This window comes from Enterococcus sp. 12C11_DIV0727, from assembly GCF_002148425.2.
Lineage (GTDB): Bacteria > Bacillota > Bacilli > Lactobacillales > Enterococcaceae > Enterococcus_L > Enterococcus_L lemimoniae.
This window is the reverse complement of the sequence record NZ_CP147248.1, coordinates 3,291,737-3,311,226: the sequence shown is the minus strand read 5'-3', so window position 1 is coordinate 3,311,226 and position 19,490 is coordinate 3,291,737. Positions and strand designations below refer to the sequence as shown.

At 36.0% G+C, this 19,490-nt stretch carries 22 protein-coding genes, 1 other RNA gene and 1 pseudogene; 4 read left to right on the top strand and 20 right to left on the bottom strand.

What is annotated here, in order from left to right:
• Positions 1-3: 3 nt before the first annotated feature.
• The 11 genes and pseudogenes from folK to A5866_RS15735 form a co-directional block, all read right to left on the bottom strand.
• Positions 4-492: a 2-amino-4-hydroxy-6-hydroxymethyldihydropteridine diphosphokinase gene (gene folK / locus A5866_RS15785; protein ID WP_086280645.1), complete on the bottom strand. Its 489-nt coding sequence runs from the start codon at positions 490-492 to the stop codon at positions 4-6.
• Complete coding sequence (gene folB / locus A5866_RS15780; RefSeq protein WP_086280644.1) at positions 489-854, bottom strand: dihydroneopterin aldolase; 366 nt, start codon at positions 852-854, stop codon at positions 489-491. The genes folK and folB overlap by 4 nt, the downstream gene beginning before the upstream one ends.
• A 207-nt stretch (positions 855-1,061) precedes the next feature.
• The gene (locus A5866_RS15775) at positions 1,062-1,766 is read right to left on the bottom strand and encodes a metal-binding protein ZinT (RefSeq protein ID WP_086444871.1); all 705 of its coding nucleotides are present in this window, start codon (positions 1,764-1,766) and stop codon (positions 1,062-1,064) included.
• A 189-nt stretch (positions 1,767-1,955) separates the two neighbouring features.
• Positions 1,956-3,716, bottom strand: a complete 1,761-nt coding sequence (locus tag A5866_RS15770) for a choline/carnitine O-acyltransferase (RefSeq protein ID WP_086444872.1) — start codon at positions 3,714-3,716, stop codon at positions 1,956-1,958.
• A gap of 123 nt (positions 3,717-3,839) precedes the next feature.
• Positions 3,840-4,286, bottom strand: a complete 447-nt coding sequence (gene dtd, locus A5866_RS15765) for a D-aminoacyl-tRNA deacylase (RefSeq protein WP_086280640.1) — start codon at positions 4,284-4,286, stop codon at positions 3,840-3,842.
• A gap of 11 nt (positions 4,287-4,297) precedes the next feature.
• Complete coding sequence (locus A5866_RS15760) at positions 4,298-6,511, bottom strand: RelA/SpoT family protein (protein WP_086280639.1); 2,214 nt, start codon at positions 6,509-6,511, stop codon at positions 4,298-4,300.
• A 338-nt stretch (positions 6,512-6,849) separates the two neighbouring features.
• Entirely contained in the window at positions 6,850-7,497 is a 648-nt protein-coding gene (locus A5866_RS15755; protein ID WP_086280634.1) for a deoxyribose-phosphate aldolase, read from the bottom strand.
• A gap of 17 nt (positions 7,498-7,514) precedes the next feature.
• A complete protein-coding gene (locus A5866_RS15750; protein ID WP_086444873.1) occupies positions 7,515-8,264 on the bottom strand; it encodes a 16S rRNA (uracil(1498)-N(3))-methyltransferase in 750 nt (249 codons plus the stop codon).
• 1 nt (position 8,265) lies between these two features.
• Positions 8,266-9,213 carry a 50S ribosomal protein L11 methyltransferase gene (gene prmA / locus A5866_RS15745; RefSeq protein ID WP_086444874.1) on the bottom strand — a complete coding sequence of 316 codons (948 nt, stop codon included), beginning with the start codon at positions 9,211-9,213 and terminating at the stop codon, positions 8,266-8,268.
• Positions 9,214-9,227: 14 nt separating this feature from the next.
• Positions 9,228-9,713 (bottom strand): DUF3013 family protein, encoded by a 486-nt coding sequence (locus A5866_RS15740; RefSeq protein ID WP_086444875.1) that lies wholly within the window; start codon positions 9,711-9,713, stop codon positions 9,228-9,230.
• Positions 9,649-10,348 (bottom strand): annotated as a pseudogene (locus A5866_RS15735) (DNA-3-methyladenine glycosylase). Before A5866_RS15735 ends, A5866_RS15740 begins: the two are co-directional and overlap by 65 nt.
• A 365-nt stretch (positions 10,349-10,713) precedes the next feature.
• Between A5866_RS15735 and A5866_RS15730 the strand changes: the two are divergent.
• The 4 genes from A5866_RS15730 (at position 10,714) to A5866_RS15715 (ending at position 13,181) form a co-directional block, all read left to right on the top strand.
• Entirely contained in the window at positions 10,714-11,997 is a 1,284-nt protein-coding gene (locus A5866_RS15730) for a replication-associated recombination protein A (RefSeq protein WP_086444876.1), read from the top strand.
• Between the two features lie 68 nt (positions 11,998-12,065).
• Positions 12,066-12,259, top strand: a non-coding RNA gene (gene ssrS / locus A5866_RS15725) — 6S RNA.
• Positions 12,260-12,326: 67 nt separating this feature from the next.
• Positions 12,327-12,605 carry a hypothetical protein gene (locus A5866_RS15720; protein WP_086280618.1) on the top strand — a complete coding sequence of 93 codons (279 nt, stop codon included), beginning with the start codon at positions 12,327-12,329 and terminating at the stop codon, positions 12,603-12,605.
• Positions 12,606-12,704: 99 nt separating this feature from the next.
• Positions 12,705-13,181, top strand: a complete 477-nt coding sequence (locus A5866_RS15715; RefSeq protein ID WP_086444877.1) for a universal stress protein — start codon at positions 12,705-12,707, stop codon at positions 13,179-13,181.
• Positions 13,182-13,239: 58 nt separating this feature from the next.
• On the opposite strand, the gene A5866_RS15710 is transcribed toward A5866_RS15715, so the two are convergent.
• From A5866_RS15710 to comGA, 9 genes are all read right to left on the bottom strand, one after another.
• Positions 13,240-14,427, bottom strand: coding sequence for an acetate kinase (locus A5866_RS15710; RefSeq protein ID WP_086444878.1), 1,188 nt, complete (start codon positions 14,425-14,427; stop codon positions 13,240-13,242).
• Between the two features lie 25 nt (positions 14,428-14,452).
• Entirely contained in the window at positions 14,453-15,460 is a 1,008-nt protein-coding gene (locus tag A5866_RS15705) for a class I SAM-dependent methyltransferase (RefSeq protein ID WP_086445540.1), read from the bottom strand.
• Positions 15,461-15,711: 251 nt separating this feature from the next.
• Complete coding sequence (gene comGG, locus A5866_RS15700; RefSeq protein ID WP_086444879.1) at positions 15,712-16,065, bottom strand: competence type IV pilus minor pilin ComGG; 354 nt, start codon at positions 16,063-16,065, stop codon at positions 15,712-15,714.
• Positions 16,058-16,531, bottom strand: coding sequence for a competence type IV pilus minor pilin ComGF (comGF, locus tag A5866_RS15695; protein WP_086280604.1), 474 nt, complete (start codon positions 16,529-16,531; stop codon positions 16,058-16,060). Before comGF ends, comGG begins: the two co-directional genes overlap by 8 nt.
• Positions 16,497-16,820 (bottom strand): competence type IV pilus minor pilin ComGE, encoded by a 324-nt coding sequence (gene comGE / locus A5866_RS15690; RefSeq protein ID WP_086280601.1) that lies wholly within the window; start codon positions 16,818-16,820, stop codon positions 16,497-16,499. Before comGE ends, comGF begins: the two co-directional genes overlap by 35 nt.
• Positions 16,795-17,250: a competence type IV pilus minor pilin ComGD gene (gene comGD / locus A5866_RS15685; RefSeq protein WP_086444880.1), complete on the bottom strand. Its 456-nt coding sequence runs from the start codon at positions 17,248-17,250 to the stop codon at positions 16,795-16,797. Before comGD ends, comGE begins: the two co-directional genes overlap by 26 nt.
• Positions 17,247-17,525: a competence type IV pilus major pilin ComGC gene (gene comGC / locus A5866_RS15680; protein WP_086280593.1), complete on the bottom strand. Its 279-nt coding sequence runs from the start codon at positions 17,523-17,525 to the stop codon at positions 17,247-17,249. The genes comGD and comGC overlap by 4 nt, the downstream gene beginning before the upstream one ends.
• Positions 17,522-18,568, bottom strand: coding sequence for a competence type IV pilus assembly protein ComGB (comGB, locus tag A5866_RS15675; RefSeq protein WP_086444881.1), 1,047 nt, complete (start codon positions 18,566-18,568; stop codon positions 17,522-17,524). Before comGB ends, comGC begins: the two co-directional genes overlap by 4 nt.
• A complete protein-coding gene (gene comGA / locus A5866_RS15670; protein ID WP_086444882.1) occupies positions 18,522-19,484 on the bottom strand; it encodes a competence type IV pilus ATPase ComGA in 963 nt (320 codons plus the stop codon). The genes comGB and comGA overlap by 47 nt, the downstream gene beginning before the upstream one ends.
• Positions 19,485-19,490 lie beyond the last annotated feature (6 nt).

Below are 19,490 nucleotides of genomic sequence, written 5' to 3'. Positions count from 1 at the left end.
TTCTTACCAACTTTCTTTACTAAGCCAAACTTCTGCTTGATTCCCTGTAGTTGCGATCAACTGATCAAACGATTTTCCTTGATATGTCTCTTCTGAGTAAACATCTTTTAATGGAACTAACACAAAGGATCGTTTAAGCATTTCTTTGTGTGGAATAGTTAAACGGTCTGTTGCTATTTTTTCACCATTCATCAATAAAATATCAATATCTAACGTCCGCGGTCCCCAATGGATCAAACGCTCTCTGCCTAATTTTTTTTCAATTGCCTGTGTTTTGTTTAATAATTGCAGAGGATCATAAGTTGTATTGATTTGAATTACAGCATTATAATAGTTTTCTTGAGGAACATCACCATATGGCAATGTTTCATAAAGTTTTGATTTTTTGATGACCTGAATCTCAGGTTCTTGATCCAATAATTTAACGGCTTTTTGCAACGTTTCTAAGCGATCACCTAAATTACTCCCTAAAGCTAAATAGCTAATTGTCATATGAAGTCTCTTTCCATTTCGATTTCGATATTATCAAATACTCCTGGCATTGGTACACTATATTTTCTAACACGAACAAGAGCACTTGTTAATTTTTTGCCATGTTCTGCTTCAATATCATCTAAAATTGCTGAAGCGACAGCTTCTATTAAGTTATAAGAATGAGTGGTTAACCGTTGCGCAATTTGATCATTCACTTCAGCATAACTAACGGTGTCATTCACATCATCTGTTTTACCAGCTTGATCTAATGATAATCTTAATTCCACATCAACTTCCAACTGTTGGCCTAAAATTCGTTCTTCTGGTAAAACACCATTTTTAGTGTAAAACTTCATATTATTGATTCTGATTTTTCCCAATTTGCGCCCATCCTTCATCTGTTTCATTACTGATAAACTCAGTTGCCATTATTATACTATAGAAAAGCCAGAAAAATTTAGCTTTCTGCTTTTTAAGACATTTTGTTACCAAAATTCCAATAGTTAATGGAAATACGCCGCTTTATTTTAGTACAAATTGAATAAAAAAAGAAATGAAGCATTTTGCCTTCATTTCTTTTTTTAAACTTAATGATGATGCAACATATCATGGACAATATCGGCGCCTGATAAATCACTCTTATAATAGGTTGGCCAATTTTCCAATTCTTTCAATAGCGTATCCTGACTCTCATCTCCAAAATACAAATGAAAATGCTCAGCTTTCGTTGGCTTGATGTTATGATCACTAAATTGAATATGCTTTGGGGCACCGCTATTTTCATCAACCGTACTAAATAGATAGCGTACACCTTTTTTACCAGAACCGTAGGTCAAAATTTTATACCCATCATATTTGTACTCTGCTTTTTGAGATGTCTCACCTTTAACAATTTCAATTGTGTTTTCTTCGACAATGATTCTTTGCGTATCGGTCTTATAGCCTGTTGTATAATACTCTTTATACTCATCAAAACTTTTGTCTTTTTTCTCTTCCGCCTTATGTTTCAGTACTTCATCTAACGTTCCATCAAGTAAATAAGGATAAATCGATTGCCAATCACCAGACCAATCTTGCAAAGTTCTATTTTGAACGTCCTCTTCTTCAAACTCTCCGTCATGTGTGTGCTTATGTTGATGATCAGGCACTGATTCTTCTTTGGGAATCTGACTGGTTTCAGAATTCTTATTTGCTATTTCTTGATGCTTATTTTGAGTGCACCCACTAATCAGTATAGCCCCTAATAAAAAAATGCCTAATGCTGTATATCTTTTTTTCTTTTCCGTTTTCATAAACGAATTCCCATTTTCATTTTATTGATTAAATCAACTTTATTTGATAGCTCCTTTCTGTTTTAGCCGAAACAAAACATAATGATTACGATTTAATCAAATCATTTTATATTACCTTTTAGAAAAAAATCAACAAATGTTAAGACTTCTTTATCATCTTAGTTATTATTTCCAGTATTGCTTTCGTTTTTAAATGGCTAAAAGATCCGTTAACTCAATCATCGCTTGTTCTATTCCTTCTAGCAGTTGTCTTGCTTCCTTTTCACGATTTATTTTAGCTGAAATAGTTAAAATCACTTCTTCCTCTAAAATACCATAATACAGACCAAAACCACTTTTGTTGACGGGACCAAAGCTAAACGATTCTAAAATGTTATAAGGAATCCCAGTAGTAGAGATAAAATCGTCACCTAAAATCTTAAGCACTTCTGCAGTAAAAGTAGTTGTCTCTGTTTTGGAACGCACTGTCATTTTTTGCAAGCCAAACAGATGGCGCTCCACACCTTTACCGTTTTGGCATTGAATAATACGATCAGAATGCGCCATTGCAGCTTCAAAGAATAATGCGACTAACGCTTCTTGGTTTTGTCGCTTATTTTTATTGTAAAAGGCTTCTACAAATTGCTTTTTCTCTTCGCTGATTGAACGAGCTGATTCCGTTCGTCCCTCATAATACATATGCATTGCAACTGGTTCATAAACCGATCTTAGCTTACCAAAAACCCTTTGCTGTGCGATTGCTAAGGCAATATGGAAAAAAGCATCTGGGCTGACTTTTGCTTGCTTCATTCGTTCTTTTCCTATAGCTGAAATGACTCGCTGTTTGATACTATACGAACCATTTTCTTGTTCCACGAGCTTGTGCGCCGCTTCTAAGCTATCGATCATTTGGCTCGTCAAAGTCCACTCCATTTTTTTAGCAAGATCAGAAGAACATTTTGTAGTTATTTTCATAGCGGGATCATTAAATGATTCAACTATTTTAGTCAGTAAGTTCAAAGTTGGTACACCATCGATCGCAGTATGCTCCATATTAAAACCGATATGACCATTTTTAGTAATGACTGCTTGGGTTGTTTTTGACAGAAATTGATGGCTCGTATTCAATAAAACTTCGGTAATGCGCTCCTCTTTTGACTCATCTTTACCCTTTGAAAAGCTTAAAATAAACAAAGCAGCTTCAATTTGTTTCAGGTTCTGATGATTGAATTCCTCTTGTTTGAGTTGTTGATAAAGCACGTAAGAACTCTCTCTTTCAACTCCAGTTAGATAAGAAATCAACTCTTCTCCTTGTTTTGGGATTATCTCCAGTGATTGAATATAATTCAGATTTTCTTGTAATTGCTCCAAAGGATAGATTTCCCCTGATGCATCAGTGACATCTAAACGAAAATAAACGCCATTCACAAAAATCATGATGTAATTTTCAGTTGTTTGAGTTTCTCCTCTATACAAGGAATCCTGCTTATTTCCAGGTATTCGACAGCTTTTGAAAAAATTTAAGTAGAAAGACATATCTACATGTTGATTATTTTTGGTAAATTCGATCGGATATGTTCCGTCAGCTAAACTTAGATAAATTTTAGTCATTTGATAAATCAGCTGAGCGGCTCGTGCTTCTTTTGATTTGATTTGATCATAATATTCCTCTTTGATGATCAATGCAAAATTTGATTCACTTTGTAAAGGTCCACGACTTTCTAAATAACTTTTTTGCCATAACGGAGCTAACCAACTACCCGTGGTTTGTTCCATTTGTTCAACTAATTCTGTTTGTAACTGCGCTCCAACAGACGTACTAAAGATTGCCGCTTTTGTTTGAAAAGCTGCTAGCTCTTCTGCTGTGACTAGAGGGCTAATCCATTCGTTTAGTCTAGCTAAGGTTTCATAGAGTTCCGGTACAGGTAGTTTTTTTAATTTCGGTTGTAATTGTTCTTTGTATTTTTCCATTGTACACCTCAACAATCGCTTGATACTTCATTATACCAAGCATTTCTATCTTAATGTGACTTTCCTTATAACTTATAAAAAAACATCATTCCCCCTCAAATACCTTCAGGAATGATGTTTCTATTATTTATCTTTTGTATCAATAATGATCGTGACTGGTCCATCGTTGATCAATGATACTTTCATATCAGCTCCAAATTCACCTGTCTCTACAGGGATCGCCAATTCTTTCAATTGTTTATTGAATTGCTCATATAAAGGAATTGCGACTTCTGGTCGAGCTGCTTCTATAAAGCTCGGTCGGTTGCCTTTTTTCGTATCTGCATACAAGGTGAATTGCGAAACGCTTAAAATACTCCCATTAATCTCTTGTAGACTTAGATTCATTTTGCCACCATTATCTTCAAATACACGAAGTTTACTGATTTTACGAACTAGATAAGCCACATCATCTATTGTATCTGATTCATGGATTCCCAATAAAATCATAAATCCTTGAGCGATTTTCCCAACGCTTTGTTGCTCGATCACCACTTCAGCTTGTGTTACACGCTGAATCACTGCTCTCATATTTATACCTCCTAGCCATTGGTACGACGGACATTATAAACGTCCGGTATATTTTTAATTTTATCCACGATTGTTTTTAAATGTGCTAGATTTTGGATTTTCACTGTGACGTGGATCATCGCCATTTTATTTTTAGTCGGCTTGGCTTCTACACTCACTAAATTTTTAGTCATTGAACTGATGACTTGTAAGACATCATTCAATAATCCACTGCGATTATAGCCGTAAATCTCTAAATCAGCATCATACTCTTTATTCGAATTATCAGTATCTTCCCATTCCACTTCAATCAAGCGTTGGGCGAGTTCTTCTTGATGTTGCACGTTAGGACAATCAGCTCTATGAATTGAAACCCCGCGGCCTTTTGTGATGTATCCAACGATTTCATCCCCAGGAACAGGATTACAACAACGACTGATACGAACAAGCAGATTTTCAACACCTTGAATCACGATGCCGCCCTCATGACGAACTTTCATCTTATCGGATTCTTTTTTGACAGGTTGTGTCATTAATTCTTCTGCTTCTTGTTTTTGGCGTTCGATTTCTTGCTCTTTTCGCTCTTTTTCTGTTAAACGATTAAAGACCACTTGAGCACTGATTTCCCCATAACCGACAGCCGCATAAAGATCATCTTCTGTTTGGAAATTAAAACGATCTAGTGCTTCCGCCATTTTCGTTTTACTTAGAAATTCTTTTGGCGTAAAACCGTGTTCGATCAAGTACTTACTGATAGCGTCGTGACCTTTGATAATGTTGACTTCACGATCTTGAACTTTAAAGAATCGTTTGATTTTGTTCCGCGCCTTACTGGTCGCAACCATTTTCAACCAGTCACGACTTGGACCAAAGGAGTTTGGCGAGGTCAAAACTTCAATAATATCTCCATTTTTCAGTGTGTAATCCAATTGGACCATTTTTCCATTGACTTTGGCACCCGTTGTTTTGTTCCCGATTTCAGTATGCACACTATAAGCAAAGTCTAACGGACCAGAGCCTTTCGGCAATTCGGTCACTTCACCAGTTGGAGTGAAAACATAGACTTTATCGCTGAAAATATCGCCTTTAACACTTTCCATAAATTCAGAAGCATCGTAGCTTTCATCTTGCAGTTCCAGAATTTCACGGAACCAACTCAATTGTTTCGTATCATTATCTTCATCGACTTTTTCAGTCTTACCTTCCTTATAAGCCCAGTGAGCCGCAACCCCAAATTCAGCGATTTGATGCATTTCGTGAGTCCTGATTTGAACTTCTACAGGGTTGCCTTTTGGTCCGATAACGGTCGTATGGATCGATTGATACATATTAGCTTTTGGCATTGCAATATAGTCTTTAAAACGTCCAGGCATTGGTGTCCACTTTGTGTGAATCGCGCCTAAGACAGCATAACAATCTTTGATCGAATCAACGATTACACGGATTGCCAATAAATCATAAATTTCATTGAATTGTTTTTTCTGATCTTTCATTTTGCGATAAATCGAGTAAATATGTTTTGGACGTCCATAAATTTCAGCATAAATATCTAAATCTTCTGTCGCTAAACGAATGTCTTCCACAGCTTCTTCAACATAAGCTTCCCGTTCGTCTCTTTTACTTTGCATTAAATTAACGATTCGGTAATATTGATTTGGATTGATATAGCGTAGTGCGGTATCTTCCAATTCCCACTTGATCCGGCTGATCCCTAAACGATGGGCAAGCGGTGCATAGATTTCGATTGTTTCTTGTGCAATCCGACGCTGTTTATCTTCCCGCAAATGTTTTAATGTGCGCATATTGTGCAAGCGGTCAGCTAATTTCACCATAATCACACGTAAATCTTGCGCCATTGCTAACAACATTTTCCGGTGATTTTCAGCTAATTGTTCTTCGTGAGATTTATATTTTATTTTACCAAGTTTGGTCACACCATCCACTAACATCGCAACGTCAGCACCAAACTCATTTGCTAGATCTTCAAGTGTTACGTCAGTATCTTCTACTACATCATGTAAAAATCCTGTCGCAACAGTATGTGGATCCATCCGTAATTCAGCTAAAATTCCAGCCACTTGGATTGGATGGATAAAATAAGGTTCACCTGACTGTCTAACTTGACCCTCATGCGCTTTTTCTGCGTAATCGCAGGCTTTTTGAACAAACGCAACATGTTGAGGCGCCATATATTTTGACACGAGCTTAATGACTCCAGGTCCTGTCATAATCTCCTCTTTTGGCATGGTTCTCACTCCTTTTACTTTTGGGTCCGATGTCCTCTATCTCTACGTCGCTTCACTTCCTAGAATAGAGGTACTCCTTTTACTTTTGGGTCCGACCTTCAACTCTTAGTGCTTTAGCACTTAGAATTTGATGAGATCGAAACGTCAGTGTAGTGTCCGCTATCTCTATGTCAGCTTCGCTTCCTAGAATAGAGGCACTCCCTTTACTTTTGAGTCCGTTATCTTTATTTATGTAAATAATCGATCTTTTAAAAAAAGAAAAGCACCACTTGAAACAGTAGCACTTCCAATCTCTTTTATTATACTAACATTTTTCTGGTTTTTCAATTCCTCAAATTTTAGCTCCATTTTGAAATCAACGGTAAAATCTCACGACCATTGCTAATACCGATATAAGATGCTCCTGCTTGAAAAAGAAGCTCGATTTCAAGTAACGTTGGTGCTTTTACATTAACTTGAAAGGTCATTTGTTTTCGTCGACCCGTTCGGAAAATACTCATATCATAAATCGCTTGTTCCATCGTTAAATTTAATCCTAATGAAATTGCATTGATTTTTAATTCTGCTAGATCCATCGTTAATCTTTGTTTTTGACTATCCGTCAAGTGGCTACTGTCTAAAAAGAATCCCAGAGCATTCCGCCCAAATGATAGTTGTTCTAAAGCTTGATAACTTTCATTGCCATAAATTTCTAGTTGATCAGGTGCCATTGTTACAAAAACATCTGCTGCCCCATCTCTATACAACTGTCCTGTTTCAAATGCCTTTTTAGCTAGCGTTCCACCGCCTAACGGAAAATCAACAAAGCTACCTACTTGGATCGTAGTTCCAGTTAATAACTGTTTTGCTCTTGCAACATTGTATGGTAAAACAAAAATAGAACGCACAGAAAACTCCTTCAGGAACAGGATTTCTTCTGTAAACCGTTGATCCGTAAGTTCCGGATCCATTAACATAATTGAAAGTCTTTGCAACTCTAACTCCATAAAAAACCCCCTAAACCTTACACTAATTCAAATTGATAACTAATAGCGCTCAACGCATATAATGGCGCTGTCTCTGTTCGTAAAATACGCGGTCCTAATCCACAAATAATACCGCCATGATTCTGAAATTCTGCTATTTCCACAGGAGCAAAGCCTCCCTCTGGACCAATGATGATCAAAAGCGATTCGCCTTGTGTCAATTCGGAAAGCGCCGTTGCAAAAAGACTGCGTTCCCCAATTTTTGCAGACTCTTCGTAAGCGATCAATACTTTATCGTAACTAGAAAAACCATCGATCAACTCTTGCTCTTGTTCTAATAATACAACATCCGGCGCAAACTGACGATGTGATTGCTCAGCAGCTTCTATAGCAATTTTTTTCAAGCGTTCTGTTTTTTTAGCCAGCTTTTTGTGATCCCACTTAACAACGGACGCTTTAGCAGGAAACCCAATAAATTTATGACTGCCAAGCTCAGTTCCTTTTTGAACGACCCATTCCAGTTTATCTCCTTTAGGATAACCGCAAGCAATCGTAACATTAATAGGCAACTCTTTTTCAGCTTGTTCTTTACTAATTTCTTTTAAATAAACCGCTTCTTCGGTAATATCGGTTATTTCAGCAATGATTGCCAAACGGTCACTAAAAGCTAAAAACACTTGTTGTTTAGGTTCCATTCGCATCACTCGCACAATATGATGATAGTTTTCTCCTGTGATTAGATACTGTTCTTTGGCTTCATAAGGCTCAGTTAAAAAGTAGCGTTGCATCTTACTCTTCCTCTGTTTTCTTTAATATAATCGCATACCAATCCCCTTGTTGGAAAACTTGATCCACAAGAAAACCCTGTTCAGTCATTTTTTCAATGACCATTGCCTTTTTCTCATGAATTATTCCCGAAACGACCAAGGTACCGTCATTTTTCAATAAACGCCAAGCATCTTCGATCATCAAGGTAATGATATCTGCTAATATATTGGCTACGATCACATCTGCTTCAATGGTTACTTCTTTAAGTAAGTCATTTGCCGAAACCTGAACATCGCTGGCAATCGGATTCATGTCCATATTCTCTTTGGCCGCCGTCACAGCGACTTCATCTAGGTCGTAAGCATAGACATTTTTAGCCCCTAGATATTTACTAGCAATACTCAATACGCCTGATCCTGTTCCAACATCCAGTAAAGTTTCACCACCACGTAATACTGTTTCTAATGCTTGTAATGTTAAGCGAGTTGTTGGATGCGTTCCTGTTCCAAATGCCATTCCTGGATCTAGTGTGATAATTTTTTCAAACTCATCTTGCGCTTCGTATTTTTCCCAGCTTGGCACAATCGTTAAAAAGCGGGTAACGCGTACTGGGTGATAATATTTTTTCCAAGCAGTAGCCCAATCACTTTCAGCGACTTCACTTACGGTTACGTCATTTTTCCCAATATTTAAACCAAATTCTGGTAAACGAGTGATGCTTTCTTTGATAAAAGGCAATATTTCCGGTAAAAAAGTTGTTTCAGGAAAATAAGCCATTACTAAAGCGCCATCTTTGATATGTGTGAATTGTTCTTTGTCTAGTAACTCTCCGTAAAGGTCACTTTGAAAATTTTCCACATCTAAAGAATCTTCGATGGCAACGCCACTGGCACCTGCCTCCATCATAATATTTGAAATTGCTTCAACCGCTTCACTAGCTGTTTCAACTTTTACTTCTGTCCATTTCATATGATCACCTCTTTTTAATAGCTTGGATAAGCGATATATGTGTCGCCATCGGCTTTTTGATATTGTTGTACAGCTTTTTCAAACGCTTCATCTGACCATTTTAGTTCAAACACTTCCTGATTTTCATCTGTTAAAAAATCTAACAAGTCACTTTGTCCTTCAGTTAGCACCTCATTTAAATAAGTAACAAAACCGTCTAATACAGATTGCTTGATGCCTTTTTTACCTTCATAAGGGATAACAGCTAAATAGTCGTCTTCATCTACTGAAGTTTTTTCAGGGTTATAAAATAAAACACCATCCTCAAATTCAATTATTTCTTCTTCAGAAACAGTTCCTATTGCATCATCAATTTGTTCATGAGCAGTATTTTCAGCGAATAAACGGAAAACCACTTCGATTGAATGATTTCTGGTATTCCAATCAAGTGCGACATCATATTCTGTAATATTTTTGGTAATTTGTTGATCTAAATAAGTTAACATTGTTGGTTTTTTCATTTGGTTTCTTCCTTCCAGCCAAAAGCCTTTTGATCGATATCACTTCTTCGTTGCTTAGAAATATAAGGATTCCCAGAAACAACATATCGTAACGGTAATTCTGTCCAAATCCCTTTATTCGGAATGCCTATTCTAGGCAGTGAGATAATTTGCTTGGGTCTTCTTCTTTTTTCAGGAACAATTCGTAAAGAGCTGTCAAAAATCGAGTCTCCATATAAGTCTCTATCAATACCTAAAGCAGCCACCAATTTACCAGGTCCGTTTGACAACTCGATACCGGTTCGTCCATTACGGTTTATTTGCATTTTATCGATACCTTCAACTGGCTCAAGAGCACGAATCATGACTCCTTGAGGTTTCCCTTTTTCTTGAGTCACCATATTTAAAATCAGATGGGTATGCATAGTATATAAATAAATCGTTCCGGGCTTTTCATACATCGCCTTTAAACGAGGAGTATCTCGCAATCCAAAACTATGGGCTGCTTCATCTTCTGGACCAAGATAAGCTTCTGTATCCACAATATAACCTGCAAGGGTACCCGCTGCTGTTTTGTGTTCTAAGTACATTCCCAATAAAAATTGAGCTATTTCTTCTGTTGATTTTGTATTAAAAACATTTATTGTCTCATTCATTATTTTTCACCACCTCCTATAATACACGATTCTAAGCCTATTATCCATTGAAAGAAGAAACGATTAGTTAGATAAAAGCTGATTTTTTCCTGTTTTGACTGGTAAATCAACGGACAATGCAAACGTACGTTCTTTGTGGTATAATGAATGGATAACGAAATTATTATCAAGTTTTGTTGGTAAAATAAGCCTATTGCGCTCTTAAGATTATCTAGCTGCCTGGGCTAACTCTTCGGAAAAAAGATAAATTATGAATGAGGCAAAAAACACCTCAGTCATAATTCCCTATTTTTCTGTCAGAGCTGAACGAGCCCATTGCACTTTTATGGTTATCTAGCTACGCTTTTAAATAAGGAGGTCCAACTATGCAAAAACCTTTAGCTTATCGTATGCGTCCACGTAATTTAGATGAAGTCGTTGGTCAACAACATCTTGTTGGACCTGGAAAAATCATTCGTAGAATGGTAGAAGCACGGATGCTATCTTCTATGATCTTATATGGTCCGCCTGGCACGGGTAAAACAAGTATTGCTAGTGCCATTGCTGGTTCCACAAATTATGCTTTCCGTTTATTGAATGCTGCAACTGATACGAAAAAAGACCTACAGATTGTTGCGGAAGAAGCCAAAATGAGCGGTACTGTGATTTTGTTATTAGATGAAGTTCATCGTTTAGATAAAACAAAGCAAGACTTTTTATTACCCCACCTTGAAAGTGGTCGGATTATTATGATTGGGGCAACAACGGAAAACCCCTATATCACGATCAATCCAGCTATTCGGAGTAGAACGCAAATTTTTGAGGTCAAACCACTGACTGAATTGGATATTCAAAAGGCCGTCAAAGAAGCATTAGTAGATAAAGAACGTGGCTTAGGCGAGTTTCCAGTTGTGTTAGAAGAAAAAGCATTGCAGCATCTATCTCGTGCAACAAACGGTGACTTACGAAGCGCCTTGAACGGACTGGAATTAGCCGTAAAGTCAACACCTGAAAATGAGAATAAAGAGATTCAGATCAACCTTTCGATCATTGAAGAATGTGTACAGCGGAAAGCGCTGACTCATGATAAAAATGGTGATGCTCATTATGATGTAATTTCAGCCTTTCAAAAATCGATCCGCGGGAGTGACGTTGATGCGGCTCTGCATTATCTGGCTAGGTTAGTTGAAGCTGGTGACTTACCGATCATTTGTCGCCGCCTGATGGTGATTGCTTATGAAGATATTGGTTTAGGTAATCCGCCAGCTGCGGCACGGACTATTACAGCGGTCCAAGCTGCAGAGAAATTGGGCTTTCCTGAAGCTCGAATCCCTCTTGCAAGTGTCGTGATCGACTTATGCCTATCACCAAAATCAAATTCTGCGCTTAGCGCAATCGATGCTGCTTTAGCTGATATACGTGAAGGAAAAGCTGGGGATGTACCTGATTATTTACGTGATAGTCATTACTCAGGTGCAAAAGATTTGAATCGTGGGATTGGTTATCGCTATCCTCATAATTTTGAGAATGCTTGGGTCGATCAACAGTATCTTCCAGACAAAATAAAAAATGCTCATTACTATGAACCGATTGATACCGGAAAATATGAACAAGCATTACACCAACAGTATCAACGAATCCAAGATTGGAAAAAAGGAAAGAAAACTTAACAGTAATCCGCTTTCAAATTTAAGCACTCTCATTGCTGTTTGCTCTATATTGTGCTATTATAAAGATGGTAAATCTGTGATGTGCGCGTTGTCTTTTTTGTGTGTTGACCGAACATTTTATTGATATCTAGGGATCCTTCTGGTACCTAAGCTGGTAACATGCCTTATCATTTGGTAGTTCAAAGCTGTCAGTCGTGGAACCCACCTGCTTTGTTTGCGGGTTCAATACTATAGGACGAATAACGGCATCGACGGATTTTACCATTTTTTTAGATTTTCGAACAATTTGCGAAGTGCAAATTGTTTTTTATTTGATGGAGGTTCAATGCATGATTCGCATACTTATTTTTGTATCTGTTGCTTTATTAGTTATTATTGGTATCTATTTATTAAAAAAGGCAACTGTTTTTCTACCTTTAATGCACAACGGTGAACCAGATGAGAACACGCAATTTTTACATCAATTTGGTGTTTTTTATTTAATTTTAGCTGCTATCGGCATTTTAGTTGGAATCTTTAATTTAAAATTTTTTTCTTTGTTCTATATTTTTAGTTTGCTTGTAATTTCAGCTGTATTCAGTGTTATGTTTGCCAAGAAGATTCTATAACAGTCTCTTCTTTTTTATTTTCCTTTTTTGTGATTTTGTTCTACAATTAAAGTATCCAATGCTAGGTATCTTCAACTATTTGAAAAGGAGTGATGTATAATGTTACAAAATTATCGTAAAATTATGGTGGCGGTTGACGGATCAGCTGAGGCAGAATTAGCTTTTCAAAAAGCAATGAATGTTGCTATGAGAAATGATGCTGAACTATTGTTAGCTCATGTTATTGATACACGGGCATTCCAATCTGTTTCTTCTTTTGATGGTGTTTTAGCTGAACAGGCTACTGAAATGGCGAAACAAACACTAGAAGGTTATAAAAAACAAGCTAAGGAACATGGTTGTGAAAAAGTGTCTAGTGTCATTGAATATGGTTCTCCAAAACCTTTGATTGCAAAACAATTGCCTCAAGATCATGACGTTGATTTGATCATGTTAGGCGCGACTGGTTTAAATGCTGTTGAGCGATTATTTATTGGATCTGTTTCTGAGTACGTTATTCGCAATGCTGCTTGTGATGTGCTAGTAGTAAGAACTGACTTAGACAATAAAATCCCAGTTTTAAAGGATGAAGATTAACTTTTAATCATTAAAAGAAGCAACTCGACTAAAGTCGAGTTGCTTCTTTTTTGAACAATTATTTTCTTAAACGCTCAACGTCACGAGCAATCATCAATTCTTCATCAGTTGGAATCAATAATACTTTAACTTTAGAGTCATCTGTAGAAATCACTGATTCTTTTCCACGAACATTGTTTTTCTCGTCATCTAATTCACAACCAAACCAAGTCATGCCTTTGATTACTTCACTACGGACATGTGAATCATTTTCACCAATTCCAGCAGTAAAGACAATTGCATCAACACCGTTTAATACAGTTACATAACTACCGATGTATTTACGGATACGATCTGTGAAGATATCGTAAGCTACTTGAACAGCTTCTTTATCCATATTTGCTTCTAAATCACGCATATCACTAGAAATACCTGTTAAACCAAGTAAACCTGATTTTTTATTTAAGATATCGATCATGTCTTTGATATCAGTCAATTCAAGTTTTTCCATTAAGTAAGCTAATAAAGAAGGATCGATATCACCTGAACGAGTGCCCATTGTTACACCAGCAAGTGGTGTGAAGCCCATTGAGGTATCAACCGATTTACCACCATCAACAGCTGTAATTGATGCACCATTTCCTAAGTGACAAGTAATAATTTTTAACTCTTCAATTGGACGTCCAAGCATTTCTGCTGCACGATCGGCAACATATTTGTGGCTTGTTCCATGTGCACCATATTTACGCGCTGCATATTTGTCATAGTACTCAGTTGGAATACTATATAAGAAGTTGTGTTTAGGCATTGTTGTATGGAATGCAGTATCAAAAACCGCAACACTGATAATTTCAGGTAAGATTTTTTTGAATGCTTTGATTCCCATTGCATTTGCTGGGTTGTGTAATGGTGCAAGCTCTGCTAATTTTTCGATTTTCGCTAAAACTTCATCATCGATAACAACAGAATCTTTAAAGTCTTCTCCACCAGCCACAACACGGTGTCCAACCCCTGTAATTTCGTCATAAGAAGCTAGGATATTCAATTCAGTTAATTTATCTAATAACATTTTTACAGCAACATCATGATCATTTATATCAATGACTTCTTCATATTTTTCGTCGTTGCCATATTTGATTGTAAAGATTGAATCATTTAAACCAATTCGTTCAACGATTCCTTTAGCGATTACTTCTTCAGTTGGCATTTGGTATAACTGCCATTTTAAACTTGAACTTCCAGCATTGATTGCAATTGTTTTAGACATAATACTCTCCTCTTTATCGGTTGTTTTATTTTAAATTTGAAGACTTCCAAGCCTCAAATTGTTGAAAAAATTGTGTGATTTTTGCAGGGTCTTTTAATGAACCTAATTTTGCAACAAGTACTTCTTTCGCTTGTTCACTATGCTCACCTTTATTTTGGACAAACAAAATACTTTTTCTGGATTGGACTGATTTAAACAGTTCATCCGGTAGCTGGATCATTCCTTGGAGATAAACATTTTTTTGCAACCAATTTTTGAAGAATGAACTCTGTTCGGTCTCTAAAATATTGGTTGGTATCAAAAATAGTCCATAACCATCGGGTTTTACAAATTTCATTGCTTGCTCCATCAATAAATGATGGGCATAACTATGTCCTTCTTCTGCTGCTGAATCAAATTCTTTAGCCTTCTCATCATTTGGATAATACCCAATTGGCAAGTCACTGACTGCTACATCAACTGGGTCAACAAGTAAGTCTTGTAAGCCATCTTGATGGAATAGTTGTATTGCCGCTTTTGTCCACTCATTGTTAGTAGCCGAAACTGAAAGCAATGTATCGTCAATATCTACACCAAAACCTTGAGCTGGATAGTTTGCTATATTCAGGTTAAGAATGATCGTTAAAAGAAGATTTCCCATACCTGATGCAATATCTAATATCTTTAGTGAATGGTCTGGTTTGTATAGTTGTTCGATCAAATAAACAAACAAGAAACCGATACTATCCGGCGTTAGCTGATGATTGGCCTGTAAGGACTCAGCTTTATTCCCTTTAAGTAAGATCAACTGTGACAAACGTCTAATTTCTTCTGGATCTAGCTCTATTGCTTGTAGTTTTTGATAAATGGTTTTAAGCTTTTGAACAGTTTGCTCATCAGGGACTCCATCCAACACACGTACTTGGAAATTATCAATGATATTTTCGCCATTTTCAGTGTATGCATCTAGAAATGATGTGTCTAAAGATTGTTTAAGCAATTGGATCGACTGCTCCATTAAACCGAAAGCCTTTTCTATTTTCTCAGGGAACAAAAGAAACACCTCAATTTCCATCTATAATATAACAATTTTCATACCTGTTCTATTTTAACGAAAAACCTGACAATAATCAATCAATTTCCCAATATTATTTATAAATCGCTGAACTACTCTTATTTTTTTAAAAATAATTTAATGTACCAAACAGGTTTTCTTTCAAAAAACATCCCTCTGTATTAGTTTTTTTTAATTTTAGTTTGAAACACGTTTCACAAATTTTGAAATGCGCTAACTTTACTGATTATCTATTTATTTTTTAGTTGTATTTTTTCTATTTCATTTTCTTGATACTCTTCTTGAAATTTGTAAGTTTTTTGATTTAATTGAACTACAAATTTCAGCACCGCTCGATCATATTCATAGTGTACTATTCCTGCTGAAAAATTCTGTTGACCTTTATTTTTAAGCTTTACATTTCCTTGTTTAATATCAGAAATAAGCATGCTTACCATTGTTTTAGCGAGGTAATATTCTTTTGTTCTTTGTGTAAATTGCTGTGTTAACTGAAAATCATCTAAAACTTGGATAAAAATGAAGCTAAATAAAAATACAAATAGTAATGCGGTAAGTAAGATCCCCCCTTTATAGTTATCATTCATGCGTATGATTCCCAGTAATGATCCATTTTGCAGCAGCGTAAACATCATTTTCAAACGTTACTTCTATCATGACATACTTACCTTCCTCTTTAAATATAGCTTGTTTGACCTCTGTAAGAAGTGGTTGATAGCCACCATTTTCTACTTTTACAATCTTCCCAAGTTTATGTTCAATCCAGACCTTTTTATTATTTTTTGTATTTGTTAGTATAATTTTATTTGCTTGGGTCTTTTCGTAATGACAATTTTTCACTTCATTTTCTAGCTGAATCATAAATATTTGCCATTCTTTTTCTCTTTCACTTTTTAAACGAGTTGTCACGACAACAGCATTTTTGATAGAGGCAGAAAAAAGCAGACAAATAATCGATAATAACAATAGAGCGAGTAAACATTCTATTAACGTAAAACCTGAAAACTTATGTTGTCTATTATTCTTGCTTAAGTATAAAGCCCTCTTTTCCATTTGTGATCTCCACTTCAACCAATTTATTATTCCGCTTATCAAAGCGCACCTGATAGCTGTTATTTGATACATGCTCACCTTGAATAGACTGCTCTCCATAATTCTCATAACTCTTCATTTCTTCATATAGTATACGGTGCATCAGCAATTGTTCTGTCGCTTGTTTGTTTTTTCTAAGCAACAGTGTATTTAACGAAATATAGCTCCCAACTATTATGCATAACAGACCCAGTGCAACTAAACTTTCAAGTAAAATATAGCCTTTATAACTGCTTGATTTTTTTAACATACCGGCCACTCCCCAATTGAAATTGGAATTCGATCATTTGATTTTTTTCTACCCATAAAAAAGAAAATTTTGCTAGTTTACCATTATTTCCTGAGCCATTTTTAAAAATGATCTTGTCTGGTCCAGCCGCTTTTAATGCTGTTGGAACATTTAGAATAGCATCATTAGTTGGCTCATTGCTTTTATCTAGAAGAAACTTGATTTGCTGCTTCTGTTTAAAAAATACGATTTGTGTGTCTGTCATCTTGACAACCGCCATTTGTTGGGTAAACAACATTTTTTTCTCAAATGAGGATAAAAAATGTTCAACCGCCAATACTTGCTGTGTTTTCTTTATAGCAAGTGTTGGTAGCAATATAAACATCGTACAAATAAACAAAACCAACAACGATTCAATCAACGTAAAACCATCTCGCCTGTTTAGAGTCATTTTTTACTAGCCTGGTATTTATCATATTGCTCTTGTGTGATATATTGTTCATTCAACAGCTGTTCTATCGTTGGTGTTTGATTTTTTTCCATCGTGTAAAGATCAATTTGAGTCTCTACTATTTTGACTATTGCCTCATTGCCTTTTTTATCCACACCTTCTTTATGTTTAGCCAGGTTGGGTACAAATAGTAGAATCAAAACAGAAATTATCAATAATACAACTAGCATTTCTAATAAGGTAAAGCCTCCATATTTCATTTTTTTTCGCTTCATAAAAACTCCTCCATTCCACCATAAATTGGCAATAGCATTGCGGCATAAATACTTACAACTAGTAAAGCAACCACTAAAAATATGATTGGTTGTATCCACTGAATCAGCTTTTCTATCCGCTTGAAGAAATGTCGCCAACAAATTTCACTATACAAAATCAATTCTTTCCCTAAGTTTCCTTTCACTTGTCCTTGCTGAATAATCAAAGACAATTCTGGCGAAAAAAACGGTAATCTTGGTAGTTGCTCATAAAATGTTTGTCCCAACATTGATTGTTCTTCAATTTTTTCAGAAAGTTCACTCATAAGAGAGCGTTGGTCAATGATTTGCATCAAGTGAATAACCGTTTTGATTTCTAAACCTTGAGAAAATAACTTCCCCCATTCAAGCGCAAAAAAAGCTGAAGTGTATTCTCTATAAAAGATCCCTAAAACAGGTAATTTAGAAATGTATACAGCCTTCTGTAAATAAGTTTTTTTCCTAAAAAACCAACGAATCAAGACAATCAGAACTACAATACTGAATAAAAAAGAAAGGATAAAATACGGACTTTGTTGAATGAAGAGGATTCCAATATTATTCGCTTGAATCGTTCCATTTGCCATCAATTGAGGTAATAAAATTTGACGAATACTAATCAAAACAACTGTTAAAAAAAGTAAAAGTAGCACCGGATAGCTGATTACTTTATAAAAATTTTGTCGTTGTTTCTCCATAATTTTCAAATACTGTTTAATTTCTTTTAGTGTTCCTACTAAATCACCATGCGTCTGAGCAAATTCAATCTGCGTAATAATTGTCCCTGGAAACCCCAATTCAGCCAACCCATTGTGTAACGGATCTCCCCGCTCCATAAAATCTAACAGAAAATCAATGCTATCTTTTTGAACAGAACGAGATTTTTTCATAAACAGCAAGCTTTCTTTGATCGTGAAACCATTACTTAATAAATCTGCAAGTAACTGAATAAACGTTTGCTGCTCTTTTTTTGACAAATTAATCTTCTTTTTCTTCTTCAAATGTTTGATTATCAATAAAGCCATATGCCCAAACCTTTCTTAATTCTTGCGACCACTTAGAAACCATTTTTCTAGAAAAGTTATAGTCCATAAGTAATCCACTAATTTCTTCATCCTTTGTCGTCCGAAACGGTAATAATCGTTGATAAATAATGCTTGCTAAACATTCTGACACCTCTCTTTGTTGAACACCTAATTCAGCTAGCCGTTCATACACTCCGCTAATACTTCTTGCATGGATCGTTGCAAACACGGTATGCCCTGTAAGTGCCGCTCTGATTGCAGCCTGTGCAGTAAGGCCATCTCTAATTTCCCCAATAATTAAAATGTCTGGGCGGTGACGTAAACAGGCCTTGATCAATACATCATAGGTCAAATCGATTTTAGAATTTGTCTGTAGTTGTAAAAAAGTCTCTTCTTCGATTTCAACAGGGTCTTCAATCGTAATCACTTGTTGAAACTGGTCCGTTTCTTTTGCTAGTTTGTACATCAAGGTTGTCTTGCCTGAGCCAACAGGACCACAAAACAAGTGTAAGCCACGACGTTTAACCTGATTTCTAACCATTACTAATTGTTGAGGTAAAAAATAATTCTCACGACTATTGCCAAAAACATGTAAAAAACGAATGACTAAACTTTCCCTCTGTCTAAAATCACCAACCGTCGATAAGCGCAGTCGTATTGCCTCTTTGTTGATCATGTAAGTTGCGGCACCCACCTGCGCTTTTCTCTTTTCACCAACGTCCATACCACCGATAAATTTAAAATGAAAAATCAATTTTTCACTGTTACTTTCATCCAGTTCTTGAAAAACTACCCGTTTTTTTCCTTTTCTGGTAAAGATCTGAACCTTATTTTCAATAGGTAAAATATAGATATCTTGCAAACATTCAGCAACACCCCACTTAATCAAATTTAGAGAAAGTTCTTTAATATCCATTTTCGT